The organism is Ruegeria sp. AF7 (assembly GCF_056541885.1).
The window spans coordinates 1-24,642 of sequence record NZ_JBQFYX010000027.1; the positions used below are offsets into that span (position 1 = coordinate 1).

A 24,642-nucleotide genomic window follows, 5' to 3' on the forward strand; every position below is an offset into this window, starting at 1 on the left:
CACACTCGAAGCCATCGCTGCCGGACACTCAAAAAATCAGATCGACGACCTGCTCCCGTGGAACTTTAAGCAGTCAAGCTGAAAGCCCAGCGGTCTTCAGCCACCGCTTACTGATGGACTGGCGGCGCTGGTGCAAAATGAGCTGCGCAAGGAACCGTTCACCGGGACAGTGTTTGTCTTTCGCTCGAAACGGGCTGACCGGCTGAAGCTATTGTATTGGGACGGCACCGGATTGGTGATGACCTACAAGCGGCTTGAGGAAACGACCTTCACCTGGCCTGCGATCCGGGATGGGCTGATGTCGCTGAACCATGCCCAGTTCGAGGCGCTGTTTGCCGGGCTGGACTGGCGGAAAGTGAAGGCGCTGTCGGCGCGTCCGCCGGCTGCGGCAGAGTGACTCGCGCCACCGTTTGGGCGGGCAGCCGGGTGTCTGTTTTGGTAGATCACAGTGGCGCTGTTGCATAAATCAGGATCTGAGCGTGGCTCCCCTTTCCCCGGACGGACCTATCCTATGGGCTCTGTAACGGGGATGCCAAGTGCGGTGTAGCCGTTGAGCACGGCGATACGCACTTGCAGTTCTGCGACCTGGCGGTCGAAGTCTCGGGCCATCAGGGATTGGCCGAGCAGCTTGATGCAGTTCATCTTGGCCTCGACGCGACTCCGGCGGTGGTATCCGCTCCACCGTCGCCAGATGGCACGGCCCAGGTACTTCGAAGTGCGCAGGGCTTCGTTTCGAGCGACGGCGCCAGGGCTTGTCGGTTTCCACGCCTTCGCGTTCTTGCGGGGCGGGATGACAGCAGCGGCACCGCGAGCGGCAATCGCTTCGTGACATTTGCGGGTGTCGTAGGCGCCGTCGGCAGTGACCGATCCGATCTGCTCGTCAGCCGGGATCTGATCCAGGAGATCGGGCAAAATAGGTGCATCACCGATGTTGCTGCCCGTGACCTCGACGGCCCGGACTTCCAGCGTTTCCTCGCCAATTCCGATGTGTATCTTGCGCCAGATGCGCCGCTTCGGACCACCGTGTTTGCGGGCGTTCCATTCGCCTTCACCCTCGGCCTTGATGCCGGTGCTATCAATCAGCAGGTTCAGCGGGCCATTGCCACCGCGGTATGGGATAGCCACGTTCAGCTTCCGTTGGCGGCGGCACAGGGTGCTGAAGTCTGGTACGTTCCAGTCCAACCCGACCAGCCGAAGAAGGCTCTGCACGAACCCCGTCGTTTGCCTCAGCGGCATGCCAAACAGCACCTTCATGGTCAGGCAGGTCTGGATCGCGGCATCGCTGAAACTCGGCTGCCGCCCGCGCCTCCCCGTCGGGGGCGGCCTCCACACCATGTCGGGATCAAACCACACCGTCAGCGAACCGCGCCGCCTCAGTGCTTCATTGTAAGCCGACCAATTCGTGGTCTTGTACTTCGTAGGGGCCCAACTGCTCATACCATCCAGCTATCATGCTGGATTCATGTAGTGAATCCCTCAACCGATTTGCGCAACAAAGCCTCGACCCGGGCAAGCCGCAGCAGAACGCCTTCATCGAGTCATTCAATGGCAGCCTCCGGGACGAGTTGCTGAACGAGGAGATGTTCGACAGCTTGGAAGATGCGCGGCGAAAGCTGGCCCTCTGGCGCTACGACTACAACAACGTCAGACCGCACTCGTCGCTCGGAAACCAATCACCCGCAGAAGCGCGCCGGACGCTTGAGCAAAATGAGGGCTCCGCGCCCGGCGCGCTTGCCCAAATCAAAACCGAAGAATATGAAAACCAGACCCGCAGACTCCCGTTATGAACGAGGGAGCCTCGGGGGGCAGGTCAAATCCTCGGAACTCAAGACCTTCTCTATTCCAGTACAATAAGGGTCAAAAAATGTGACTATAGAAAGGTTAGAAAATTTAAGCCAATCCTTGTCATCTCGCCATGTGCCGTCGGCTTCTAAGAAGCATGCCATCGCAGATTGTTCGGAAACCGCAATAATTCTAACAACTTCATATTCACCTTCCTCTTTGCCTTCTATCGAAATCAGTGCCTGTGTACGCATTGCAAATTCAAATACTTGTTGAAAACTATGCGCCGTTCTTAACTCGCCCGGCAAGAACGTCTCATTACTGCCCAATACTTCCATCACCTTAGTGAAGAATCGCAGTTCATCGTCTTCTGGTACTTCTTCTATTGAGCTTGGGTGTAGTATACAAACACCTGCCGTACGCCAATCAGAGACCCTTTCAAAAACTACAAGTTCACGATCTGAACGCAACATATATCCTGTTAAGCGATTCTCTCCGCCTCCGGATTTCACCAGAATCTGTGCAGGTTTTTTACGTTCTAAAATCATCATCTTATCTCTGATACCAACCAGGTTTACCGCGTGCTTTTGTTCGAGTTCCAGCACCCTTCTTTGTATGCTTGTCGCGAGATGACTTGCCGCCTTTTTTGTTTCGGTGTTGGTTCTTTCTTGCACCAGTTGCGGCTCCACCTTTGCGTCCAGCTCCAGGGTCATTTTGCGTACTTTCGGAGTAGTTTGACCACCAACTACTTTCATCTGTCGCGCACATTTGCGCAATACCCTGCAGAGCGCGATCAATGGGATTGAATTTGCGGCTCATTTCCAGCATCCATTCCCCCGCATTTTGGGCATGGTTTTGACCAGAAGGTGCTGGCGGGACGATAGGAAGTGGCACAGGTCCAGGCAAAACGGCCTGCTCCCCCCTCGGATCCACATACCGTCCCGGGTTTTGGAGTGCATATCCATAGACGGACGGTCCATCGACGAGGCCGAGCGGGTCAGCCTGGATGTATCGCCCCGTTGTTGGGTCGTAGTCTCGCATCCAGTTCTGGTGGAGGCCGGATTCGGACTGGAACCACTGGCCGGGGAAGCGGAGGTCGCTGTTGGCGCCTGTGGAGGTGTGGACGTCTCCGAAGGGCAGATAGCTGGCCTCCCAGACCTTCAGCCCGCTTGCATCTGTTGCGAATACCGGCCGTCCGATGTGATCGGTGCGGATGAAGTAGAGCGTGTCGTTTTCGACAACGCCCACGGCCTCACCGTTGAACCAGATATATTCGCGCAGTAAAGTAGAGCTGCCCGATAAGGGATCGTACTCATATTCGGCCAAGCGGTTGCCGTCTGCGTCGTGAATGACATGCAAGGTCTTGCCCACTTGCGTCAAGCGCCGGATGACCTGCTGACCGAGCGCGTTGTAAACATATTCGGCCTGCACCACCCCGTTGATCGAGAACTCCGACATCCGGTTCGCCGCGTTGTAGGCGTAGCCATAACCGCCGCCCTCGCGATTGTCGTAGGTGACATTGCCCGCCATGTCATGCGTGAAGGTTCGGGTGCTGAGGCCGACGGTTATGTCTGCCAGCTTGTTTGAGTTTGCAGGATAGCTGTAGCTGGCTGTTGTCAGGGAGTCGTTTTCGTCCTGCACCTTGCTCAGCCGGTTGCCCACTTTGTCATAGGCATAGTCGATATCCCCATAAGGTCCCGTCGCCTCGGTCAGACGTTGCTGGGCGGTATACTGGAACGTCTCGCTGTTCAGACTGTTCAGATTATCGATGACTGACCTGAGGTTGTCGCGGGTTGTCCAGCCATGGGTCAGATCGCGCAACACCGTTGCGCCCAGCTGATCCTTCAGCGTGATCAACCGATACGAGCTGTCATAGCTGCGCGTATGGATTGCGGTATCGCCATAGGTAAACCCTGTAGCCGGACCGAAGGGCGCATATTGGACATCGCTCAACACCGTTTGCGCGGGTAGGAATTGCCCGGTCTGCGGGTCTATCACCTGACGTTGGATTGTCAGGCCCGTGATCCGTTCCTGGCTGTCATAGGTATAACCGATACGTAGACCCGACGGCGTGGTCACATGGTCAAGCAGACCGGTCGTGTTGTAGCCATAAGTTGTGTCGTAGGTCGTCGCCTGCAGTTGGCGCCGGTCCAGCTCCAGCCGACCTCCATCACCATATTCACGGCTGATCGTACCGGCGGAATCGGTGATAGATGCAACCTGACCTTCGCCCTCGCTTCCGTTGGCAGTACCATCGTAGGTAAAGATCTGATTTTCACCTGCGGAGGCCGGGAATGTCCGTGCTGTAATACGCCCACCGTTATCGTAGCTGTAGTTCGAAACCGTTCCCCGGCCGTCGATCATCGATGTCACCAAACCGCGCTCATCATAGGTGTAGCCAATGGAGCCTCGATCAGCACTGATTTCCTGGATCACCTCACCGAACCCATTATAGGTGAAGTTGGTGTTCAAGGTTCGCGGATCGGTGTATTGAGTAACCTGATCCGCGTCGTTGTAATCCATGTCGGTTTGCGCGCCGTTGCTTTGATCAACCTGCGTTACAAGTCGGTTCAGACTATCATATCCAAAGGTCGTCACATTCGATAGCGCATCAGTCGCGCTAGAGAGATTGTCTTCGACATCATGCGAGAATGCTGTGGTTTGCCCGTTTGACCCCGACAGCCCTCGAAGCCGCGAAAGCTCATCGAAAAGATAGTCCTGCTCAAACAGGGCGCCGCCGGTCGTAGCCTGATACTCGATCTTGGTCACGTTATCGGCAGCATCATAATGATAGATCATCTTTTGACCGGCCTGATCCGAAATAGATTGCAGACGCCGAGCCTGATCATAGGTGAAGATCCAGGTATGACCGCTGGTGTTGGTCAGCGAGATCAACTGACCGGCAACATCGTACGCATAGGAATTGATGTATTCCTTTGGTGAACCGGAATTCTCGACGGTTTGCACGACCCGGCCAAGACTGTCATAAGTTACGGCCCAAACCACACCATTCGGTTCTTCAATCCGCTGCGGTTGATCGTTGACATCAAAATCGCTGAATACTGTCGTCAAACCATTTGGATCAGTGATGCTGGTGACAGAACCTGTTGCACTATGCGTGTACGTTGTCACATCTGTAACACCATTTGCCAATAAGCCCGGTCCGTCGACGGACTGAAGTACCTTCAAGCCATTGGCAAGTGTGGTGTAGTTGTAGCTCCACGTTCGGCTTTGCCCATTGGTTGGACTGCCAACAAGTACGTCCGTTTGTGTATACGAAATCAGAAGACCATCAGCATCGTAAGCGAAACTCTCAGACAATTCGCCAGTTGATCTGCTAAGCGGAATTTGCAGCTCAGAGTGCCAATTATAGGACGTAATGCGCGGCGTGGTGCCATCCGCGTCTTCGGTTTTGGTTAAGACGAGCCCACGCGCATCTCGTTCGTAAGTTGTTCTCGAACCATTCCTTTCAATACGCTCGTAGATAAATCCTTCTGGCGCCCCAGAGTTTGGAGTGTAACCAAGAGACTTCGTAGTCGCCAAACAGCTCTGCGTCGCCACACCTTCTATTGTGACCGGACGCTTTATCCCGCCTACCCACGCGTATGAGTAGTTGGTCTCTTTTCCCAACGGGTTGGTGACTTTTACACCGCCCGCAGGTGCTGCACTATTAGTGTCATTTACGATTGAGAATCCCAACGATCCGTTTGCATGTCCCGTGAAAACGGCGCGCGGAACCCCTGTCTGAGGATCTGTTTCAGAGGCAGAATACTCAAAGCTAGCATACTGAAACGGAGCACCATTGGTATCTAATCGACCGTCTGATATTCCGGTTAACAACGGAAGTTCCCCCGAACCTTCCAGTGCCGAGTCATACGTGTAGCCTGTTGATTGCAACACCGCGCCCGTCTGCAAATCTGTAACGACTGCGGAAGTCAAATCCAGACCGTTATGGCGATTTGCATCAGCGTATGTGTAATCAATGGCAATTGTCGGTAAGAAATTCACTCCATCATAGGATGAATCAACTTCAATTCTGGCGACATTTCTCACCATCGTAGGCTCAAAATTCGAAATCACATTACTAAGACCAAATGGATCATGGGTACCCTCATGCCATGTGTAATCTGCTCTCTGGCCTTTATTGTCCGTAATCGAGCGAATGCGTCCGTCGTTATGGCGATCAATGGTAATTTGATATCCGTCCTGCCACTTGACTTTGGTTGCGCGACGGTATTTTCCGCGGCTGGATGGTGTGTTGGGTGGCGGGTCAAAGACAGAGACAGTAATTTCGCGACCGGTCCCATCAGAAACTTTGAAGTTGTCGTTTTCGGGCGTGGGCGCATAGTTCCAAGAGTAGGGCACCTCGTCGTCGGTAGCACCGATATAGGTTAATGTTAGTGGGCTTCCCTCGATTTGCTGCGCACCGATGTCTCTACTATCATTCCCGAAAGTCGTTTGTACGTTTCCAGGGCTGTAAAGCACTGAGGCCGAGAGACGTGATTGTGGCTGAAAAAGCATATACGACCAAGCCCCTTCCCATCCGAGCCCGAAAGTATATGGATTTTCGAATCTCCCGCCCTCTGAACTGTAATGTCGCGTTAACGAAAACCGGGGATCTTTGTGTGAACTCCAATCTGTTGTCACCTCTGATTTGACACCATGGGCCAACTCGATCGGGTTGCCAGCGGAATAATTCCCCGGATTTCCTGTAGATCCACAATTGTTATCACAGGATCCTGTCTGGCAGACGCAAGAAGGACCCGCTTTGCAATACTCAGCCGGTTGCGCAATTCCCTGAGTCGTAACACAATAAAGCTGCGTGTCACCTCGTCCATATTTCCACCCGCCACCCGCAACAGGGCGTCGATTGTAGCATCTGAGTTCCTCGCCATAGCGCTGTTTGTGTATTTTGTAACCGGCTTCTTCGTATCCCATATCCTTCAACCACGGCCACAATTTGCACGCTTCATCGGGTGATTTCACATAGGTGTAACGTTCCGCAGCAATCTTCATCCACATATGCTCGCCCTGTGTCTCACACATCTGCTGGGCGACTAAACTTAAAGGGAGACAGCAAGAAACAATCACCGCCAAAGCTCTTAGTAATTTATTGTTCATCAACATGTTTCTCTTTTAAGTAGTGTTTTGCGAGAAACTTTCTCTCAAGTTGAGGTGCTGTCAAGTAGTACCGGAACTTTGTCCAAAATTTCACAAAATCATGTGGGTGAGCCCTTTCAGTTCTACAGGTTCAGATAAATGGCTCAGACATCATACGCGCAAAATACTGGCCTTTCGCTCACTACCTTGACTATATTCACACACCTCTATCACACCTGATAAGTATTCCTTATCATGTTTGATTGATTCCTCCCGAAAATCAGCGCAGAATGGGCCCTATGTGTCGGTTTTCCTTAACCAATGGACTCGCGACGGCATTGGTCCGTAACCCGTAGACCCCTGCCCCGATCCGGCAGCAAACCATATTAGATGCAGCACAGTAACCTGCAATTTTGTAAACAAGTACCGGCACAAATTTGGTCCGCGCCTACACTTAAAGGACCAACCCAGCATGAGGCCAACCATGAAACATGGTGAAAACAAGCAAGAACAGTCTACAGGTTTGGGGAAATCGACATGAAGCCCCCTGCCCCATACCTCCCCGCCGCCGCCCCTGCCCTCTCGGACACAGATCAGGAGGCGCTCACTGATCTTTATGTGCGCGGCACACCGGAAAACACGCTGCGGGCATATGAACGGGATCTGCTTTATGTCACCGCCTGGAAGTCTGCGCGGTTCGCAGCGACGCTGGACTGGCCGGAATCTGAGGCCACCGCCCTCGCCTTCATTCTCGATCACGCCCGAGATCTGAATGACGCACCAGAAACGGATGTGGCGCGCGAAACCGCAGAAGCGCTGATTGCTCAGGGGCTGCGCAAGTCCCTCGCCTGCCCTGCCCCCTCGACGCTGGACCGGCGCATCGCCTCCTGGCTGGCCTTTCATCGAATGAAGAACCTGACCAGCCCTTTCGGTGCGCCCCAAGTGAAGCAGGCCCGTGCCAAGGCGCGCCGGGCTGCAGCCCGGCCCCCTGCCCCAAAATCGCAGCACCCGATCACCCGGGACATCCTCGAGCAACTGCTGTCCACCTGCCGTGGCAGCCGCCGGGATTGCCGCGACCGCGCCATCTTGATGCTGGGTTGGGCTTCTGGTGGTAGACGGCGCTCGGAGATCACCGGGCTGATGTTTGAAGACGTCTCGCTGAAGGAGTTCGACGAGAAAAGCCTGGTTTGGATTTCACTGCTGGAGACCAAGACGACAACCAAAGGTGAAACGCCGCGGCTGGTGCTGAAAGGCCGCGCCGCCCAGGCGTTGGTCCATTGGATCGAGGTTGGACAGATTAAGAACGGGCCACTGTTCAGACCAGTCTCAAAAGCGGATCGTGTGCTGAAACGTCGGCTTTCGCCGTACGCTATCTATCAGATCGTCAAACATCGCCTCCAGTTGGCGGGGTTGCAGGAGGACTTCGCCTCGCCGCACGGTCTGCGTTCTGGGTTCCTAACCCAAGCCGCACTGGACGGCGCACCAATCCAAGCTGCCATGCGCCTCTCGCTACACCGCTCCATGGCCCAGGCGCAGAAGTACTATGACGACGTCGATATCGCAGAAAACCCGGCGACGGACCTGTTGGGGTGAGGAAATACGCAATCAGCTCAATTGGCCCCCTGCCCTTCCCTATTTCTTGTCTTGGTGCGCAAGCCGTTTCTTCTTTTGTGCCGCCTGCTCGTTATGAAAAACTCAACTCGAGGCGGAGCATTCGGAAGAGTTTTGTGTGTATGCCTACTTTTTGCACAGCAGAACTTCATCAGCTATAAAAGCCCGGGAACCGCTTCAACGAGGTTTACAGCTGTAAACCATTTTGCTTTGATGCAAAGCGTATGTAGTTCACAGCTTTGTAGAACCCACAATATAAGCGAAAATCCTTGACTTAGGACAATGAATCACGCCTGTTTGTCTCAAGTGGCGCAAAAATGACCACATTCTTTAATTTGAGGCAACTACATGATTCCCGTGACACCACTTACGGCAGAACGACCATCGGCTCTCGCCACGGAAATTTCTGAGAGATTAAACTCGGCCATCCGGGAACATCTTCTTGCGGCATTTGCCCCTGACAACACCAAGTCACTACGCAACTTTGCAGCCCCAGAAGCGGCCGAACTCTTAGGTGTCTCAGGTCAATTCATGCGTAAGGTCCACGCAGAAGGAACGATTCCTGAACCAAAAGACGTACGTAGCGGTCGACGCTACTATACTGCCCATGAGCTTTGGGAGGCTCGCGAAACGCTTGAGAAAACCTCTCGCAAAAAGGGGCGCTATATCCCTCGTCGGACTGAAGGAGAGAAACTCCAAGTCTGGCAGTTGATGAACTTCAAAGGTGGCAGCAGCAAAAGCACCACAACAATTCACCTGGCCCATTATTTTGCGCTTCGCGGTTACCGTGTATTGGCCGTTGACCTGGATCCACAAGGCTCGCTTACATCCATGTGCGGCATCAGCCCGGAAATTGAGTTTGACGGACTGACGATCTACGATGCTATTCGGTATGAAGATCCGGTAGATATGGCGGACGTTGTGCTTCCGACATACTTCCCCGGTCTGTCTGTGGCGCCGTCTCGGCTTGTTCTTTCCGAGTTTGAGACAGAATCTGCCGTTCACTCCAACCCGGACCATCCGTTCTTTACGAGAATACGGAATGCCTTGGCCCAGGTAGAAGGCGATTTTGACCTAGTTCTGATTGATAGCCCACCTCAACTCGGATTTTTGACAATAGCCGGGATGGCCGCCGCCAGTTCATTGCTTGTGCCACTGACACCTTCGATGCTGGACGTGTCTTCGACGGCTCAATTCCTCGAACTCGCTGGTGCTTACATGGCAGTCATTGAAGATGCTGGCGCTACGCTCGAATACGATAACTTCAAGTTCCTGATAACGCGTGACGAGCCGACAGACGTGCCGTCTCAACAACTGGCTTCGTTCATGCGAGCACTGTTTCAGGATCGCGTTATGTCAGCTACGGCCCTCAAAAGCACTGCAATCAGTGACGCCACAATGCTCAAACAATCAATTTACGAGGTCGTGCGGTCGGAAATGACACGCGCAACTTATGATCGGGCAAAGAACTCAATGGATGCGATCGGCTCTGAGGTGGAGCAAATGATCCATCAAGCGTGGGGACGCGGCTAATGGCTAGAAAATCGCTTCAGGAGATGTCAGGGATCGCAAACACCATCGCGCGCTCTAGCCCCAAGGCCATCGACAAAACCCCAAAACCCAATGCCCCTGCACTTGGTGCGCTTCAAGGCTCTCTGGCCGCAATCAGGGAAATTGACCCTGCCCTGATCGACGATTGGGGCCCAGCCGATAGGCTTGGTGAGTTTACAGCTGTAAACACTGACGAAGAAGACGATAGCTTTGAAAGCTTGATATCGAGTATCCGAGACGGTGGCCAACAAGTTCCCATTCTTGTCAGAAAATCGAAATCCGACGGCCGATACGAGGCAATTTATGGGAGGAGGCGGCTGAAAGCCTGTCGTGAACTTGGCATTAAGGTCCGCGCCAATGTTCAGGATATCGACGATGCCTCGGCGCTACTCGCCAAGGGGCTTGAGAATGCTGCGAGGCGCAATCTTTCCTTCTACGAGAAAGCACGTTTCGCCGAGGCGATCCTGACTTCCGGGCATGACTCTGCAACGGTGCGGCAAGTATTGAACCTTTCGAAATCAGGGCTGTCTCACCTGACAAAAGTTACGCAACATGTTCCTGCAAAGATTGGTGACATGATCGGCGCAGCCCCAAAATCAGGCCGCCCAAAATGGACCATGCTTGCAGAACACTTCGTTGCAGGCAAGCTGGCGGGAGATGAAGCGGCAAACCTGCTTGCAACCATTGAGCCATCAATGTCGTCAGATGATCGGCTGGAAATGCTCCTAAAAGCAGCTGCCAAACGTGGTGCACGACAAAGAGAAGGTGCAGCCGAAGTCAGCCCAATTGAAGGAGTTACAATCAAATCCACCAACGGATCACTAACTGTTTCGGTCAAAAGGACCGGAGCTAACGCTGACTTCGCTAGCTGGTTGGACAAAAACATGGCTGAAATCATCAAGCGCTCACACGCTGAGTTTACAGCTGTAAACGCCGAGAAAAAGAACTGAGGACGAGCAGAAAGGAGGAAGGCAAACAGACAAAACCCCCGAAACCGGAGCTTCGAGGGCTGCTGCGCAAAGCGCAATTCTTAGATTAGACACCTAGAATCTAGCAGCACCCGAATCGCCACACAAGAAAAAACGCTCTTGAGCGAACGGGTAATTTTTGTCTGCCGATAGATAATCATGAAAACAGTAGCAGCATTGGCTCCAAATGGAGCAACCTTGTCGGGGACGGCAGGGCAGGGGAGTAGTACACCCAAAAAATGGATACTTCTTCGCGCCGTTGAAGAGGCCAGAGAACCTCTTGGGTTGAAATCCACAACTCTCAATGTCCTGAGAGCCATGATTTCTTTTGTGGGCGGTGATCAGATTACTGCGGACCAAGATGATCATCACATCTGCTTCGCTTCCAACGCGGCGATCGCCAAACGGACGCATGTCAGCGTGCAGACAGTTGAGCGTCATATCTCGACGCTGGTTGAGCTTGGACTTATCCGCCGCGTAATGAGCGCAAACGGTAAGCGATGGGCGCGCCGGGATCGACAGGGCAGGGTGGTCACCGCAACTGGGCTCTCCTTGATGCCCTTGTCTGAACGGCACCCTGAGTTCATCCAGGAAGCCCAGAGGCACGCTGATCGAGTTCTGGAGTTCACTGTACTCCGTGACAAGGTTTCCGCCGCTCTGGCACGCCTTAGGGAACTCGTAGCAAATGACACCGCGGTCTCCGAATTGATGACCACCGTACGCAATGCTCTGCGTCGCAAACCAGATGCGAATGTACTCTGCGAGCTATTGGCAGAAATCTCTGTGGAAATCTCAGAAATAACACAGACAGATACAGAAAATTTGAGGGCCAATGACCATGAAATTGAGGGGCATAAAGAGAACTCTTTGAATCCGATAGTTAAGAAAGAAAAGCATTCTCAGATTCAAGTTTCTCCAGATCAAATGAAGCGCAGCTTTCCACGCTTGTGCTCCGAACTTCGCTTCGCCCGGGATCAGACGCATTGTGACCGCCTTATGGACGATATCGCCGATTACCTACGACTTGGTCAAACTTGGTATGCTATGAAATCGACACATAGCGCTGCTCTCCGTTTTATGGTTTTGGGATACATTTTCCAACGAGCGGAGAACATAAGATCCCACCAAGCCTATTTGATTTCTCTGACCTCCAAAATCGATGGGGGAGACACGCAGCCATTCGCTTTGTTGAAGCAAAACACAAAGAAACCACAGAAGAGAGGGCCGTAACTTTGAAATCTCATCTCGCTCATGAGCTCAGAGCAACAGATAACATTCATGCCAACGTCTATTGAGAATAGAGTGCCAATGTATTACATTGTACTACATACCGGAAACAGGTGATTGCGATGAGTACCAGCCCATATTCAATCCGTCTCGATGAAGACTTGAGAAAGTCCCTGGAACGAGAAGCTGCGATCGAAGATCGGCCACCAGCACAACTGGCGGTACGGGCAATCAGAATGATGCTAGAATCCAAGGCCGCAAAACGTGCAGCCATTGATGCGGCTGTTGAAAAGGCAGATCTAGGAAAGTTCATCACGGCAGACGAGATGAATGCTTGGATAGACAGCTGGGATACCGAGAATGAGCTCTCAGCTCCGGTCGCAAGCGGGCAATCCAATAGCCAATGAAAATTGTATTTCTCGAAGATACGGCCCGGGACATTCAATGGTTCCGTTACTACTACACGTCAGTTTTTCCTGAAGGCAGCGAAAGGGCACGAGCTCAGCTCAAAGCCATTCAGCTTACTCTCGCAGCCAACCCTTATGCAGGTCACCCGAGTGACACGCGCCAAGACATACGGGAGCTTTCAGTGCCGAGAACCCCATTCACGTTAATCTATCGTGTAATGCCAACCCAGATAGAAATTCTGCGTCTCTGGGATACCCGGCAGGGCACGGATTACTGAAACCAGGAGTTTAAATTGGTGGCATCAGGCGGGCCGGGTAGGGGGCAAGCAACCGAACTTATTTTGTTGTTCGACTGCTAGCTTCTGCACAATTGTCGGAAATGTGCCTGCACTTTCAATAGGTCGGACTCTGAATTTCAATCAGTCGAAGAGGTGACCTAGGAGTTTTTCGAGTTCTTCCCTCTGCTCGGCGTGCTTTATTGGGTTGTCCCGGATTAGGCGCTCCAGATTGAGAAGTTTCCAACGCACGGCGGGAAGATTGGCGGCCTGCGGTCGATCTATTACGGCGAAATCCGGCGCGCCATCCTGCAGACTGAGCAAGAATTGTCTGGTGGGTTTGTCGAAGCGAGATTGGATATCCGCAATCAGTTGGTTGCGCGTCGTCAGTAGGTCATCCAGGCCGACGGCTGACTTAGTCATGCCCTCGAACTCACGCACATAAGGTTGATCTAGGGCAATCAGGTTGGGATTCAGCAATTCGTGTGCCGGACGTGCCGAACAGGCGATGTAGATCAGGAAAGTCCGGAACAGATCATCCGTCAGTCCTTCGTGTTCATAGAGAAGCTTTACATCATAGAGATCGCGTGGATGCTGGCGATCCACGGCTGCGTGGAGCTTACCGCCGAACGCGTCTGCTACAGCGTCGGAGACCGCCCGGGTTTCGGGGTCGTGAACAACGCCGCGCGTGACTGGCGAGGTCTCGATTTTGACTTCTGCACCTTCCAGACGCGCAAGCACGCGGGTGGCGCCGCCCCCACCTCCTTTTATTCTTTGAGCCTTGGCCCCGTTGATGCCCCTTTCGATCGACTTAGCGATACGATCCATGGCTTCGTTGATCTCGGCGAGGTTCTGTTCGCGCTCTTTTATCGGCAGATATGTCAGGTCGATATCAACCGAGAGCCGCGGTAGATCGCGATAGAAGAGGTTTATTGCTGTCCCGCCCTTGAGCGCGAATATCTCTTCCTTCGCGACGTAAGGCAATACACGCACGAGAAGGGCGACCTGGGATTCATAGTTCCTACGCGCCATTTTCTGCCTCTGTCGTGGCGAACTCTTCCGGTACCATGATACGATATCGCGGATGTATCCGGCCACCTTTGACCAATGCTCGATCCCCCGTCCCGAGGTTGAAGGCGTCAGCATCAAGTCGTTTGCGCCAGGGGTGATTGTGGCGATCCGCAAAAACGAAGAAGAGGCGCCTGATTTTTATTTTCTTGCAGCTCAACAAGAGCGCCGAGAGCAACTTAGGTCGTAGCGTCGTCAAGCCCTCGAACACCATGTCGAGGTTGTGAAAACTCTCATGGTCCGGCAATTCGTCCATAGCTTCCATGACCGCCCGTTCGGGGGCCGACATGCGCAGTTGCCAGTCCCACGGGAGGGAGTTTTCAGATTTTAGGTTGTCATTTGTAACGCCAAGTGCCTGGTCAGTGAACAACGACGTATTGCGCGTTTCTATAGGTGCATTGAGTGGCAGCTTCGTGAGCCAGTTGGGTATTTTGTAGCCATAGATCCAGATAGGGGCGTTGTCTCCCAAATGCAGGTAGTGGTCGTAGCCCTGTTGAGAGAGAGCAGTTTTGCCGCCGACATGAATATCATAGCCCATGATATGGTGCATCGAGATCAGGCAGGCCTTCCAGTCAATGGTGTTTGATGCGGGCGGATTGGGAACAGGTCGGCGGAAAACGCCGCGGTGAACGCGTTCGAGCCAGCCCCGTTTTACATAGTCGCGAAAGGTTTCGTAGGCTATGCCATGGGCGGTGAGCCAGTTGGCATCGACGAGATACCCAGCGGGCACCGAGTCGAGAACTTTCTTCAGATTTTGCGATCTTCCAGCGTTCATGACGCCCTAAATCATATAATTTAAAAGAAAAGGCAAGAGGATCTCTTTGAAAAGTACATCTTTAAAGCGTCTATAGCACTGAAAATAGCACATTATTAAAAACACAGCGCCACGCGGAAACCCATCGGAATACCCGGGATAAATGGAAGATTCCGGTGCCAAGGGCGGGAAGCTGACCTTCGCTGCTCTCGCAAGCTATAGAGCTGCCACCAGCGTAAGCTGACATTGGCGTCGCGCGTGCATCCACACACAAGGGCTTTTTGCGCCTTTGCCAATTCCAACAGCTAACAAAGGAATAAGCTTCCTTTATTGATCCGGCACTTGTAGCTTTCTGATTTTGAAAACCAAATTTTGCGGGAGAGATAAACACGGTGAAGTCGGAAAGCGGAAGTATAGAAAAAGGCGACGATACTGTCCCTAAACGTATCTTGGCTTGGTCAGAGAGCCGTCCGCTATGGCAACGCGATGCACTGCGCCGCATTGTCCTGAAAGGTTATCCGGATGAAGAGGCGCTCGAGGAGTTATTGGCGCTCTGCAAGAAAGAGCATGGCGATCAGACGGTAACGCTAGAGGCCAAGCCACTTTCGAAGGACCATCTGCCGGTTGATCCTGGTGTCGGCGAGTCAATCTCCCTGTCCGGCATCGCAAATGTCTCCGGTGTCAACCAACTCGCAACCGGCCAGACGCTGAATTTTGAGGAAGCGGGCCTGACCATAGTTTACGGGCAGAACGGCACTGGAAAATCCGGCTATACGCGGATTCTCAAGAAGGCTTGCCGTTCACGGCATGCCGGCGAGATCATGCCCGATGTTTACAGCTCTTCCCCAACGCGAACAGCAAAGGCCGATCTGAAAATCATCCGTACTGGCGGCGCAGCGGAAACCGTCGCGTGGGAAAATGACGGCGAAACTGCTGAGACTCTTTCCGCTATCACGGTCTTTGACCGTGATGCAGCTTCGGTGCACGTTCAGAAGAAGAACGAGGTTTGGTTTCGTCCCTTCGGTCTCGATATTCCGGATGACCTCGCCGGTGTCTGTCAGGACATCAAAGCCCGCCTGACGACCGAGAAAGAAACGTTAGAGCAAAAGCGCAACTCTGTTTTTGCCAACCCAATCTGGTCGAGCCGCTCGACGCTTGGCAAGGCTCTGTCTATGCTTCGGCGTGATACTGATATCGCATCCCTAACATCTAGCTTTTCCTTTTCCGATGCGGATGTATCGCGCCTGGCCAAACTGCAAGCCGATCTGGCCCAAGACCCCACCGTCGCGGCGAAAGCGCAGCGCGCCTATGCGATCCAGCTTGATCAACTGGAATCCTATTTGAAGCGGATTGAGCAGGCGCTGAATGTCGAGGCAATTCAGGCTCTTCATGCTACGAAGAAGAGTGCTGACGACAAGCGCGCGGCCGCCAACATGGCAGCGCATGATGCCTTTTCCGGACTAGCTCTTGAGGGCGTTGGTGAAATCGTCTGGCGGACTCTCTGGGAATCCGCCAGATCATATTCGCTAGTTGCCAGGGAAGACGGGGCGGCATTTCCGCCATCATCGGGGGATATCTGCGTTCTTTGCCATCAGGAGATTGACAAACGCACTGCCGCACGGATGCTTGGCTTCGAGGACTTCATCAAGAAGGACACGGAAACCAAAGCGGCCGAGGCCGAGCGTGTTTTCAAAGAGGCTGAGCAAAAGTTCCGCGATGTCGCCGTCCACATCAGCAAGGTCTCTGCGGCCTATCGAAGCTTGAAAGCCGGTAATTTCGCTCTCGCTAGGCAAGTGCTGAGATTTATCGCGCTCGCAAGGCGCGTGCAGGCCCTGACGCTTGCGCAGCTCTCAGGCGAAGACGTTCTGAACCCGCTGGCTTTGCCTGAATCCGTCGCGGAGACCGTACAGACCGAAGCCGCGCAGATACGTGTCTATGCGACATCGCTCGATGACGCATCCGGCGGTGAGGCACGGGAAGCCGTTCTCAATGAACAGGCCGATTTGCAGGATCGCAAACAAAGTCGCGAGCTGCTGGACATCGCAAAAACGGAAATCGAGCGGCTTTCAGAGCTAAAACGAATTGAAGACTGTTTGCGCGATACCGCCACCACGGCAATCACGCGGCTCGGAAACGAGATTGCCGACAATCTGATCACGCCGCGTATGCGCGACCGGTTTCAAGAAGAGATTGTCGCGCTGGCCGGTAATCGCGTGCGGGTCGAAGTCGTGCGTTCGGGGGGCAAATTTGGTTCCCCGCAATACGAAGTGAAGCTCTACGCCAACCCCAAAGCCAAGGTTCATGATGTGCTGAGCGAGGGCGAGCAGACCTGTGTCGCGCTGGCCTCCTACCTTACCGAACTGGCCAACGCGTCACATACATCGGCGCTGGTGTTCGATGATCCAGTTTCTTCGCTCGATCATCGCTGGCGCTCAAAAGTCGCCAAGCGCCTGGCAAAGGAAGCCGGCGTACGACAGGTTATCGTGTTCACACATGACATGATCTTCGTAAACGATCTTGCACAGCTGGCTTCGGAACGAAATACGCCGACAGCGCTGGCGCATCTTTCGCGCGGACAGGATGTCGTTGGCATCGTCAACAAAGATTTACCGTGGACGGCCTCCAGTATTCGAGACCGGATTGACAAACTGGAAAAAGAAGCTCGCGCTGCAAAGCGCTTGTGCGAGGAGAACGACGACGAAGGCTACAAAACGGCCGTGTCTTCGCTCTACAGTCGATTGCGGGCAACTTGGGAACGGGCGCTAGAGGACATCGTATTTGCCAATGTCGTGATGCGACACCGCGATTACATAGACACCAAAAATTTGAAGCGTGTCACAGCCCTAGACGAGGCCGATGTCCAAACTTTCCAAAATGGATTCAAAAAGTGCTGTGACTTCGTCGATGCACATGATCCTTCCCGTGGCCATGATCCCGAGCCACCGGAGCCATCCGAAGTAATGGCCGACATCAAGTCGTTGAAGGACTGGTCTGAAGGTTTGCGCTCCAAGATGAACCGGATTTCTTGAAGCTATTCCACCTATGTCATGTCGCTTTCTGAACGCCGTCCGCTTTGCCCTTGAAATCATTCCATCCTATGGAATTACTCAACTGGTACCAACGGAATTGAATGAAAGTCGAACTATGGAACAGGCGACTAGGCAGTATGTCACCCTTCAGCCCCTCGGCGAACAACACCGCCTCGCGGTCAAAGTCGATGCCCTGATGACCCTCAGAGACCGGTTGGAGGCCAACCTGACCGCCACTGCCCGGAGCAAACTCCCCAACGCCGTCCTGCACGAGGCACTGGAGGCTTCTGCAGAAGCAGTCGACGCATGACCGAAATTCGCGCGGTTCATCGGTTCTTTCCAGTCGGCCAAGGCTTGTTTGCCACTGGTTCGGTAGAGTTCTGGCCCCCCGCACGACGGCTGCGCCGAATAATAAACACTGGCGGACCGCCCAGATCGGCGCCAGTCGGGCCATACCGCTGGGTCTATGACTGTGGAACCAGTTCGGGAAAGCGGCTCGTCACCAATGCGATCGACGATCTGAAACGCGATTGCCAAGGAGAGAAAATCGACCTTCTCACATTGTCGCATTTCCACAATGACCACATCAACGGGGTGGTCGCCCTACTAAATCAGATCGGCGCCAAGACTGTAATGCTGCCGTGGGCACCATTGTGGTACCGCCTGCTGATCGGCTTTGAACAAGGGTTGAGGGCAGAAGACCCTGAGATGTTGTTCTATGTCGACCCGGTGCAATATCTCATCCAAGAAGCGGACGATGGTTTTGAACAGGTCCTTTTCGTTATGCCCTCTGACGATGACGGGCCACCATTCTCGACGGAACCAACCGTAATCCCTGAACCTCCCGAAGACTTGGATGACCCCGACAAGCCGTCCGGGCTCGGCGAACCCGTTTCGTACGGAGATTTGGAAGGGGCATACGGTCACTTGGACCATCGCATTCAGATGCTTCGTTCTGGCAAGGCAATTTTCATCCATGGAGTTTGGGAATTTCTGCCCTACAACGATCCCGCTACAGAACCCGACGACCCATTCGGGTTTGCGTCAAAAGTGGAGTCGCTTCGAGCATCGCTGCTGAACGGTAACGAAGACGAACGGCAAAGCGCTCTTGATGATCTGCGGACTCTCTATGAAACGACCTTCGGTCGTGGGGCGGCCATGAACAATGTAAGTCTAATGCTTTATGGCGGTGCAGTTGGCCTCTGGACAGGGCAGAGCATCTGCGATTGCGAATGCCTGTATCACCGACTTACCGGCGTTTGCGGCTGTTGGAAAAAACATGAAACGCGAGGAGCGATCCTGCTTACAGGCGATGGAAACTTGGAAAGTGCTGCAAAGTGGAGCAGCTTAGAGGGGTACCTCGATACGCGCCGCGCAAGACGCGTTAGCGTATTTCAGGTTGCGCATCACGGTGCGCGGGCAAATTGGCACGATGGCCTTGCGGCACTTGTTGCGCCGAAGACAAGCGTATTCAGCTCTGATCCACGCCGTAACTACTGCCATCCGCATGCAGAAGTGCTACGTGATTTTTGGATGTTCGGACCGATCCAAGTGGATCAACAGTCAGGGTTTTCATTTCGAATTCATCTGGAGCGTTGATTTGGGGAATTTGAAATAGACTGGGCACTATTGGTGGCGCAGCGACTGCCCAGAACATACGTACACCGATGTTTGAGCCGACATAATGCTGCGCTCTGTATGAATGGCCGCATTTGCGGACCGCATCGCTGCATTTTGAAGTGGTGGGCAAACTCGGCTATGGGCCGTGGGGTGCGGGGGTCATAGACTATTAGTAGTGGCACCCAGCAGCCCGTTCTGAGCCTCTCAGATGCCATCCAGTGGCATTGTGGTGAGAAAAATTCGCTGAGAGCGCACTTATGCAAACTCTCCGCCTGTGGCTCCAAGATTTGCGTGCGATCTCTCTGGGGCAAAGCCCCGGCCGATGGCCATCCCCTTCCGCCGCGATCCGCGACGGAACGAAAGGCCCTCCCGGCCTCTCGAACTCTCCAGGGCCAACGTCCGCCGTTGGATTGCGTCCGGAACGACAGCCCCAAAATCCCGACCGATGCCCCACGGTGGGGGCCGGTCTGCCGCTGGCGTCTCCCTTGCGGGAGGTTCGTGTCGCCGGACCTAACGGTGCTGACACGAACCGGGTTTGCCTCAGGCAAACCGCCAGTGATCTGCCCACATATCCCGCCCCCCATGTGGCTGGGGATCTGGGGACAGATCACTGGCAAGCCCGCGCCTCAGAGGTGCGTTACACCCCTTCAGATGGGCTGTCTTTTCCACTCGTCCCGCGCCAGGACGGGGCGCGATCCATCGGGGAAAAGACGGCTGACCCGGAGGCCCATTTGCGAGCATGGGCCGAGGTCAACAGCGGCGCACTTTGTCGTCGTTCACGTCACGGTCGAGGGTAGGGCGCATGGCCAGCTACCACCTCTCCGTGAAGACGATCAAACGCAGCGCCGGGCGCTCTGCCACGGCGGCTGCGGCCTACCGTGTCGGGGAGCGCATCGAATGCCAGCGCGAAGGCCGCGTCCACGACTACACCCGCAAGCAGGGGATCGAGGAGACCTTCATCCTGACCCCAAAGGACGCCCCGGACTGGGCCTCGGATCGGTCCCGCCTCTGGAACGAGGTCGAGGCCAGCGAGACCCGCCGCAACTCCGTCACCGCCCGCGAATGGGAGCTGGCCCTGCCCTCCGAGATCAGCGCCGAGGACCGGTCGCAGATCACCCGCGACTTCGCCCAGGAGCTGGTCAGCCGCTACGGCGTGGCCGTCGATGTGGCGATCCACGGGCCACACCGCGAGGGCGATCAGCGCAACCACCATGCCCATGTCCTGACCTCGACCCGCAGGCTGGAGCCAGAGGGCTTCACCGCCAAGACCCGAGTGCTCGATTCCGCGAAAACCGGCGGCGTCGAGATCGAGCAGATGCGCGGCCTTTGGGCCGAGCTGCAGAACCGCGCGCTGGAGCGGGCAGGGGAGGTGGAGCGCGTTGATCACCGGTCGCTCGAAGCGCAGCGCGAGGCGGCGCTGGAGCGGGGCGATCAGCTCTCCGCCGAGGAGCTGGACCGCGACCCAGAGCTGAAGCTGGGGCCAGCGGCCAATTCCATGGAACGGCGGGCGAAGTGGATGGCCGAGCGCCAGGGACGGGAATACAAACCCGTCACCGAGCGCGGGGCCGTGGTCCATGCCGCCCGCCAGGCCCGCGCCGCGTTCCGCGAAATGCGCGCGCGGCTGGAACTGGCGCGCGAGACCTACGGCATCGAGCGCGGGGCCGGGCAGGGCCGCGTCTCTGCCGGTCTGGCAGCACTCAGGGCTGCGACCGCGAAAGATCGTGACCGCGACCGAAACCCGGATGACTTCCGGGAGCGGCTGGCGCGCGTCGTGGGCCGGTCACGGGATCAGGACGACACGCCGAAACCGGAAGGCCGCAATTATGCGCGTGAGCGGCTGAAGGAGATCATGGAGAAGGACGCCGGTCGCGACGGCCAAGCGGCAGTTCACAAGCTGGATGGTCACAGCGATCCGGAGCTTGACGAGGGCACGCGGCGCGAGGCGCGTAAGCCGTCTGTGAACGAGCGGCTGAAGGATGTGTTGAACAAGCCGCGTGAGAAGCTGGAGATCGAGGACGAGCGCGACCAGGAACGCAACGAAGACGAGAATGAAAACACGCGGGACAGGGATCGTGGCGAAGGTCACAGCCTGTGACGCCGCCCGGTGAAACGACAGAGGAGACAGATCGGATGTATGAAGTATTCAACGTGGGCAAGACGATCTTGCTGGACGGAAAGCCGCTATCGCTTGTGACGCCCGCAGGTGTTGAAGGCTGGATCGAGAAGGGAATTTCGCACAGCTACCGCTACGACCAGGTGCGCGATCCGCTCGACGGCCAGATGAAGTATCGCTGTCTCTACGAGAAGGACGGCGCGGAAGTGCCGTTTGTTCTGGTCAACGACCCGGACAGTGGAGACGGGCGCGTGATCCTGTTTGACCAAGAGCCGAACGTGTAAGCGCGTTCTAGTTTGGCGTGGTTGAGAGCTACACATCGGCGCGTTTCAAGATGGTCAATGCAAGACCCAAGGCGACAAGAAGACCACCACATATCCTGTCGATCCAGAGCGCCCCGCGATTGCTGAGAAAGTGAACTGCTTTTGCGCCCAGGCCCGCATAGGCGGCCATGACAACCACATCGACCGTAATGAAGACCAGTGCCAGCGTTGCATACTGCTGAAACATTGGCTCTGTCGGTATGAGGAATTGCGGCAGGAACGCCGTGAAGAACAGGTAGCCCTTGGGGTTTGTGACTGCGACAAGAAAGCTCTTCCTGAAAACTGCCGTGTTGTTTTGAAGCACACCCGCTCTCTTTTTTTCGGAAGGATTTTCGACCGGTCCCAACTGGCCGGATGATCGCATCATTTGTACGCCCAGCCAGACGAGGTAGGCGACGCCGATCCATTTGACGACGCTGAACAGGAGGGCCGAGGCAGCTAGGATAGCACCCAATCCCAACCCCGCCGACGCGATGAGAACGGCGTCTGAGATCGCCGCGCCAGCAATGCCGTACCCAGCTACAGCGATGCCGAACCGTGATCCATTGGACAGGGCGAGGAGAACAGTTGGGCCGGGCGTCATGACCACAACCAGCGCCAGCAAGGCGAAAGTCGGAAGAGACAATTCCATCACGCGGACTCCGAGTTAAGAAAGTAAATGGCCAAGCCGGTTAGGAAGAGGCAAACCCCGCTCACAATGCTTCGAAGCAAGTTCCAGAACTGCCAGGAGGCAGAGTAGTTTTGCCAAATCTCGCGGGCGCTTCCCGTGTCGGTTGGTACGACAACTTCTGCCAGGGCCTCGTTCATGGGGACATTCACTACCGCCGTGACGAGGAAGGCCCCGACGATGTAAAGAATGGCGGCCAGTCCAAAGTACACGGCGGATTTTTTCCTGCTCTGCCGAACGGCGATGAAGGCCGTTGCCCCCAGAATGACCGGTGTCAGGAAGAAGGCCGGGAAGAACACCGCGTTTCGGACAGAAGCGTTCATAGCTTGCATCGCGGCGATGGCCGTTCGTGGGTCCGTCGCGTCCAGACCCCACATCGTCGAACAGACCCAGGCGTAGAAAAACCCGAAGATGGCACTGATGCTTAGGAGTGAAAGCATCGACATCGGCAGAAGCAACCGATCCATTAGACCCGCTCCGCCTCAAGTTTCTGGTGTTGGCGCGCTGCTGATACGACCGAGGCAAAGATGACCAGCGCAGCGAATTGGCCAAGCAATACCGCCGGGTAGATCAGACCGAATTGTGCGTCGAGGTATTTCTGCGGCCCGAAGGAAACCAGGGCCATCAGTGCCGCGAGAACGCTCAAAGTGCGTCCCGCTCGGCTGCCCAGTGGTTGCACGATGATGGCTGCCAGAGCGACGGACATCGCGGCTCCAAGAAACGGAGCAATGCCAAATAGGGGCGTGGCGATGGGCGGATGAGGCCTGATTCCGGCATACAATGCGGAAAGCATGATCCCCTGCAGAAGGATGAGCGTTACCAGAGCGGCGATGACGTGACGATTTGATTGTTCCATCGGCTTCTCCAAAGCGTAACTAAGATTACGGTTGCGCATATCCGTAATAATAGTTACGGTTCCTGTCAACAGGCAGGAGAGTGATTTTGCGAGAAGAGAAACGATCCTTGCGCCAGCAACAGATTGAGGCGGCTGCCTACGAGGTTCTGGAGGCCAAAGGCTATGGAGGCACGTCCATGCAGGGCATCGCCAAACAGGCGCGCGCCTCAAATGAGACATTGTACAACTGGTATGGGGACAAGCAGGGGCTGTTTCGCGCCCTCGTCACGCGCAACGCCGAAGAAGTGAAGTCCCACCTGGAAGCCAAACTGGAAACCGACCATGACGCGCTTTCGATTCTGGGAACCCTGGGTCCGAAGCTTCTAAATCTGCTGACCGGTGATCGTGCCGTAGCACTCAACCGGGCCGCAGCGGCTGACAGCAGCGGGGAACTCGGCGCTACGCTTTCAAAGGCCGGGCGCGAAGCTGTATTTCCATTGCTCGAACAGGTGCTGCTTCGGGCGCGGCAGGAAGGCCACCTTCGCTTTGAGCATTCCGGAGCAGCCGTGGGCCTCTATCTTGACCTGTTGATCGGTGATCAGCAAATCCGGCGTGTGATCGGACGACTCCCGGCTCCGACAGCAGAGTTTTGCAAGACCCGCTCGCAAAGAGCTGTAACTCTACTGCGCCAATTGCTTGGCAGCCAACCTTACGGAGACATATATGAATGAACGACGACCGCCTGAAGCCTGCAAGACCATGGCTGAGCTCCGGGTTGAGATTGACGCGATTGACGTCCAACTGATTACCCTTTTGGCAAAGCGCAGCGGCTACATCGACCGCGCAGTTGATCTGAATAAGATTGAGGGGCTGCCTGCAAGGACAACGGATCGGGTGGCCGAAGTATTGAACAAGGTCAGTGCAACGGCCACGCAATATGGGCTGGATCCAGAGCTCGTACGCAAGCTTTGGTCAGAACTGATCGAATGGTCGATCCAGAGGGAAATCCGGGAGCTTGGGGAATAATGCCATTCGGAAATACCAAAGGCGCGGTTGGTGAGGCGGGCCTATGAAGCTCATCCGCGATATCAGAAACGCGGGGGTTTTTCACAAGGCGGCGAAGTCAATGCAAGCAGGGGATTATTCGACCGTTCTTGACCGCTTGGACGGGTTCCAAGCGCAGCCATATTTCATGGCTAAGGTGAATTAGTCTCGATGTGATCTGACACCGCCCCCAATTTTTCAAATTGGATTGGGGGCGGTGGTTCCCTTGAAGGGAGATGGTTGTCCGTTTTGATGGTGGTGCCAACCA

At 55.0% G+C, this 24,642-nt stretch carries 21 protein-coding genes and 1 pseudogene; 14 read left to right on the plus strand and 8 right to left on the minus strand.

Translation table 11 applies throughout. From position 1 onward, the window contains the following. Positions 1-130: 130 nt before the first annotated feature. Positions 131-397, plus strand: a complete 267-nt coding sequence (tnpB, locus tag ACR0AP_RS19930; RefSeq protein ID WP_480508905.1) for an IS66 family insertion sequence element accessory protein TnpB — start codon at positions 131-133, stop codon at positions 395-397. Positions 398-504: 107 nt separating this feature from the next. On the opposite strand, the gene ACR0AP_RS19935 is transcribed toward tnpB, so the two are convergent. Next, positions 505-1,437, minus strand: coding sequence for an IS5 family transposase (locus tag ACR0AP_RS19935; RefSeq protein ID WP_480508907.1), 933 nt, complete (start codon positions 1,435-1,437; stop codon positions 505-507). Positions 1,438-1,499: 62 nt separating this feature from the next. Between ACR0AP_RS19935 and ACR0AP_RS19940 the strand changes: the two are divergent. After that, a pseudogene (locus tag ACR0AP_RS19940) lies at positions 1,500-1,787 on the plus strand (integrase core domain-containing protein); the annotation flags it as partial. Here ACR0AP_RS19940 and ACR0AP_RS19945 read toward each other — a convergent pair. Together ACR0AP_RS19945 and ACR0AP_RS19950 are read right to left on the minus strand one after the other, a co-directional pair. Continuing rightward, positions 1,782-2,333 carry a hypothetical protein gene (locus tag ACR0AP_RS19945; protein WP_480508909.1) on the minus strand — a complete coding sequence of 184 codons (552 nt, stop codon included), beginning with the start codon at positions 2,331-2,333 and terminating at the stop codon, positions 1,782-1,784. The pseudogene ACR0AP_RS19940 and the gene ACR0AP_RS19945 overlap by 6 nt on opposite strands. A gap of 1 nt (position 2,334) precedes the next feature. Beyond that, positions 2,335-6,903, minus strand: coding sequence for an RHS repeat domain-containing protein (locus tag ACR0AP_RS19950; protein ID WP_480508911.1), 4,569 nt, complete (start codon positions 6,901-6,903; stop codon positions 2,335-2,337). Positions 6,904-7,419: 516 nt separating this feature from the next. Here ACR0AP_RS19950 and ACR0AP_RS19955 point away from each other — a divergent pair. From ACR0AP_RS19955 to ACR0AP_RS19980, 6 genes are all read left to right on the plus strand, one after another. Further along, positions 7,420-8,475, plus strand: a complete 1,056-nt coding sequence (locus ACR0AP_RS19955) for a tyrosine-type recombinase/integrase (RefSeq protein WP_480489163.1) — start codon at positions 7,420-7,422, stop codon at positions 8,473-8,475. Between the two features lie 366 nt (positions 8,476-8,841). Then, complete coding sequence (gene repA, locus ACR0AP_RS19960) at positions 8,842-10,026, plus strand: plasmid partitioning protein RepA (protein WP_480508913.1); 1,185 nt, start codon at positions 8,842-8,844, stop codon at positions 10,024-10,026. Next, complete coding sequence (repB, locus tag ACR0AP_RS19965; RefSeq protein ID WP_480489159.1) at positions 10,026-10,994, plus strand: plasmid partitioning protein RepB; 969 nt, start codon at positions 10,026-10,028, stop codon at positions 10,992-10,994. The genes repA and repB overlap by 1 nt, the downstream gene beginning before the upstream one ends. A 177-nt stretch (positions 10,995-11,171) precedes the next feature. Continuing rightward, positions 11,172-12,242: a helix-turn-helix domain-containing protein gene (locus ACR0AP_RS19970; RefSeq protein ID WP_480489157.1), complete on the plus strand. Its 1,071-nt coding sequence runs from the start codon at positions 11,172-11,174 to the stop codon at positions 12,240-12,242. Positions 12,243-12,361: 119 nt separating this feature from the next. After that, a complete protein-coding gene (locus ACR0AP_RS19975; protein ID WP_170456398.1) occupies positions 12,362-12,646 on the plus strand; it encodes a hypothetical protein in 285 nt (94 codons plus the stop codon). Then, the gene (locus tag ACR0AP_RS19980) at positions 12,643-12,924 is read left to right on the plus strand and encodes a type II toxin-antitoxin system RelE/ParE family toxin (RefSeq protein ID WP_480489154.1); all 282 of its coding nucleotides are present in this window, start codon (positions 12,643-12,645) and stop codon (positions 12,922-12,924) included. The genes ACR0AP_RS19975 and ACR0AP_RS19980 overlap by 4 nt, the downstream gene beginning before the upstream one ends. A gap of 141 nt (positions 12,925-13,065) precedes the next feature. Here the strand turns inward: ACR0AP_RS19980 and ACR0AP_RS19985 are convergent, their stop codons facing one another. Then, a complete protein-coding gene (locus ACR0AP_RS19985; protein WP_480508915.1) occupies positions 13,066-13,953 on the minus strand; it encodes a nucleotidyl transferase AbiEii/AbiGii toxin family protein in 888 nt (295 codons plus the stop codon). Further along, positions 13,943-14,764 (minus strand): type IV toxin-antitoxin system AbiEi family antitoxin domain-containing protein, encoded by an 822-nt coding sequence (locus ACR0AP_RS19990; protein WP_480508917.1) that lies wholly within the window; start codon positions 14,762-14,764, stop codon positions 13,943-13,945. Before ACR0AP_RS19990 ends, ACR0AP_RS19985 begins: the two co-directional genes overlap by 11 nt. Positions 14,765-15,135: 371 nt before the next feature. Here ACR0AP_RS19990 and ACR0AP_RS19995 point away from each other — a divergent pair, with 371 nt between their 5' ends. From ACR0AP_RS19995 to ACR0AP_RS20010, 4 genes are all read left to right on the plus strand, one after another. Next, positions 15,136-17,772: an AAA family ATPase gene (locus ACR0AP_RS19995; RefSeq protein ID WP_480508919.1), complete on the plus strand. Its 2,637-nt coding sequence runs from the start codon at positions 15,136-15,138 to the stop codon at positions 17,770-17,772. Between the two features lie 306 nt (positions 17,773-18,078). After that, complete coding sequence (locus ACR0AP_RS20000) at positions 18,079-19,371, plus strand: MBL fold metallo-hydrolase (RefSeq protein WP_480508921.1); 1,293 nt, start codon at positions 18,079-18,081, stop codon at positions 19,369-19,371. Between the two features lie 823 nt (positions 19,372-20,194). Beyond that, positions 20,195-21,487, plus strand: a complete 1,293-nt coding sequence (gene mobQ / locus ACR0AP_RS20005) for a MobQ family relaxase (RefSeq protein WP_480508923.1) — start codon at positions 20,195-20,197, stop codon at positions 21,485-21,487. A gap of 35 nt (positions 21,488-21,522) precedes the next feature. Beyond that, positions 21,523-21,789 (plus strand): hypothetical protein, encoded by a 267-nt coding sequence (locus tag ACR0AP_RS20010; RefSeq protein ID WP_480508925.1) that lies wholly within the window; start codon positions 21,523-21,525, stop codon positions 21,787-21,789. A gap of 28 nt (positions 21,790-21,817) precedes the next feature. Here ACR0AP_RS20010 and ACR0AP_RS20015 read toward each other — a convergent pair whose 3' ends face one another. Genes ACR0AP_RS20015 through ACR0AP_RS20025 form a run of 3 tightly spaced genes read right to left on the minus strand, consistent with a single transcriptional unit; the run spans position 21,818 to position 23,351 of the window. Continuing rightward, complete coding sequence (locus ACR0AP_RS20015; RefSeq protein WP_480508927.1) at positions 21,818-22,459, minus strand: LysE family translocator; 642 nt, start codon at positions 22,457-22,459, stop codon at positions 21,818-21,820. Next, positions 22,459-22,962 (minus strand): anthrone oxygenase family protein, encoded by a 504-nt coding sequence (locus ACR0AP_RS20020; RefSeq protein ID WP_480508929.1) that lies wholly within the window; start codon positions 22,960-22,962, stop codon positions 22,459-22,461. Before ACR0AP_RS20020 ends, ACR0AP_RS20015 begins: the two co-directional genes overlap by 1 nt. Next, positions 22,962-23,351, minus strand: a complete 390-nt coding sequence (locus ACR0AP_RS20025; protein WP_480508931.1) for a hypothetical protein — start codon at positions 23,349-23,351, stop codon at positions 22,962-22,964. The genes ACR0AP_RS20020 and ACR0AP_RS20025 overlap by 1 nt, the downstream gene beginning before the upstream one ends. Before the next feature lie 86 nt (positions 23,352-23,437). On the opposite strand from ACR0AP_RS20025, the gene ACR0AP_RS20030 reads away from it, so the two are divergent. Both ACR0AP_RS20030 and ACR0AP_RS20035 read left to right on the plus strand, forming a co-directional pair. Then, positions 23,438-24,061 (plus strand): TetR/AcrR family transcriptional regulator, encoded by a 624-nt coding sequence (locus ACR0AP_RS20030; protein WP_480508933.1) that lies wholly within the window; start codon positions 23,438-23,440, stop codon positions 24,059-24,061. Continuing rightward, positions 24,054-24,356 carry a chorismate mutase gene (locus ACR0AP_RS20035; protein ID WP_480508935.1) on the plus strand — a complete coding sequence of 101 codons (303 nt, stop codon included), beginning with the start codon at positions 24,054-24,056 and terminating at the stop codon, positions 24,354-24,356. The genes ACR0AP_RS20030 and ACR0AP_RS20035 overlap by 8 nt, the downstream gene beginning before the upstream one ends. The last annotated feature ends 286 nt before the right edge of the window (positions 24,357-24,642 follow it).

What these genes read in the sequence shown, in the direction of transcription:
- ACR0AP_RS19935 (WP_480508907.1), bottom strand. Translation starts at nt 1,437, where the DNA reads ATGAGCAGTTGGGCCCCTACGAAGTACAAGACCACGAATTGGTCGGCT.
- ACR0AP_RS19945 (WP_480508909.1), bottom strand. Translation starts at nt 2,333, where the DNA reads ATGATGATTTTAGAACGTAAAAAACCTGCACAGATTCTGGTGAAATCC.
- ACR0AP_RS19950 (WP_480508911.1), bottom strand. Translation starts at nt 6,903, where the DNA reads ATGAACAATAAATTACTAAGAGCTTTGGCGGTGATTGTTTCTTGCTGT.
- ACR0AP_RS19955 (WP_480489163.1), top strand. Translation starts at nt 7,420, where the DNA reads ATGAAGCCCCCTGCCCCATACCTCCCCGCCGCCGCCCCTGCCCTCTCG.
- repA (WP_480508913.1), top strand. Translation starts at nt 8,842, where the DNA reads ATGATTCCCGTGACACCACTTACGGCAGAACGACCATCGGCTCTCGCC.
- repB (WP_480489159.1), top strand. Translation starts at nt 10,026, where the DNA reads ATGGCTAGAAAATCGCTTCAGGAGATGTCAGGGATCGCAAACACCATC.
- ACR0AP_RS19970 (WP_480489157.1), top strand. Translation starts at nt 11,172, where the DNA reads ATGAAAACAGTAGCAGCATTGGCTCCAAATGGAGCAACCTTGTCGGGG.
- ACR0AP_RS19975 (WP_170456398.1), top strand. Translation starts at nt 12,362, where the DNA reads ATGAGTACCAGCCCATATTCAATCCGTCTCGATGAAGACTTGAGAAAG.
- ACR0AP_RS19980 (WP_480489154.1), top strand. Translation starts at nt 12,643, where the DNA reads ATGAAAATTGTATTTCTCGAAGATACGGCCCGGGACATTCAATGGTTC.
- ACR0AP_RS19985 (WP_480508915.1), bottom strand. Translation starts at nt 13,953, where the DNA reads ATGGCGCGTAGGAACTATGAATCCCAGGTCGCCCTTCTCGTGCGTGTA.
- ACR0AP_RS19990 (WP_480508917.1), bottom strand. Translation starts at nt 14,764, where the DNA reads ATGAACGCTGGAAGATCGCAAAATCTGAAGAAAGTTCTCGACTCGGTG.
- ACR0AP_RS20000 (WP_480508921.1), top strand. Translation starts at nt 18,079, where the DNA reads ATGACCGAAATTCGCGCGGTTCATCGGTTCTTTCCAGTCGGCCAAGGC.
- mobQ (WP_480508923.1), top strand. Translation starts at nt 20,195, where the DNA reads ATGGCCAGCTACCACCTCTCCGTGAAGACGATCAAACGCAGCGCCGGG.
- ACR0AP_RS20010 (WP_480508925.1), top strand. Translation starts at nt 21,523, where the DNA reads ATGTATGAAGTATTCAACGTGGGCAAGACGATCTTGCTGGACGGAAAG.
- ACR0AP_RS20015 (WP_480508927.1), bottom strand. Translation starts at nt 22,459, where the DNA reads ATGGAATTGTCTCTTCCGACTTTCGCCTTGCTGGCGCTGGTTGTGGTC.
- ACR0AP_RS20020 (WP_480508929.1), bottom strand. Translation starts at nt 22,962, where the DNA reads ATGGATCGGTTGCTTCTGCCGATGTCGATGCTTTCACTCCTAAGCATC.
- ACR0AP_RS20025 (WP_480508931.1), bottom strand. Translation starts at nt 23,351, where the DNA reads ATGGAACAATCAAATCGTCACGTCATCGCCGCTCTGGTAACGCTCATC.
- ACR0AP_RS20035 (WP_480508935.1), top strand. Translation starts at nt 24,054, where the DNA reads ATGAATGAACGACGACCGCCTGAAGCCTGCAAGACCATGGCTGAGCTC.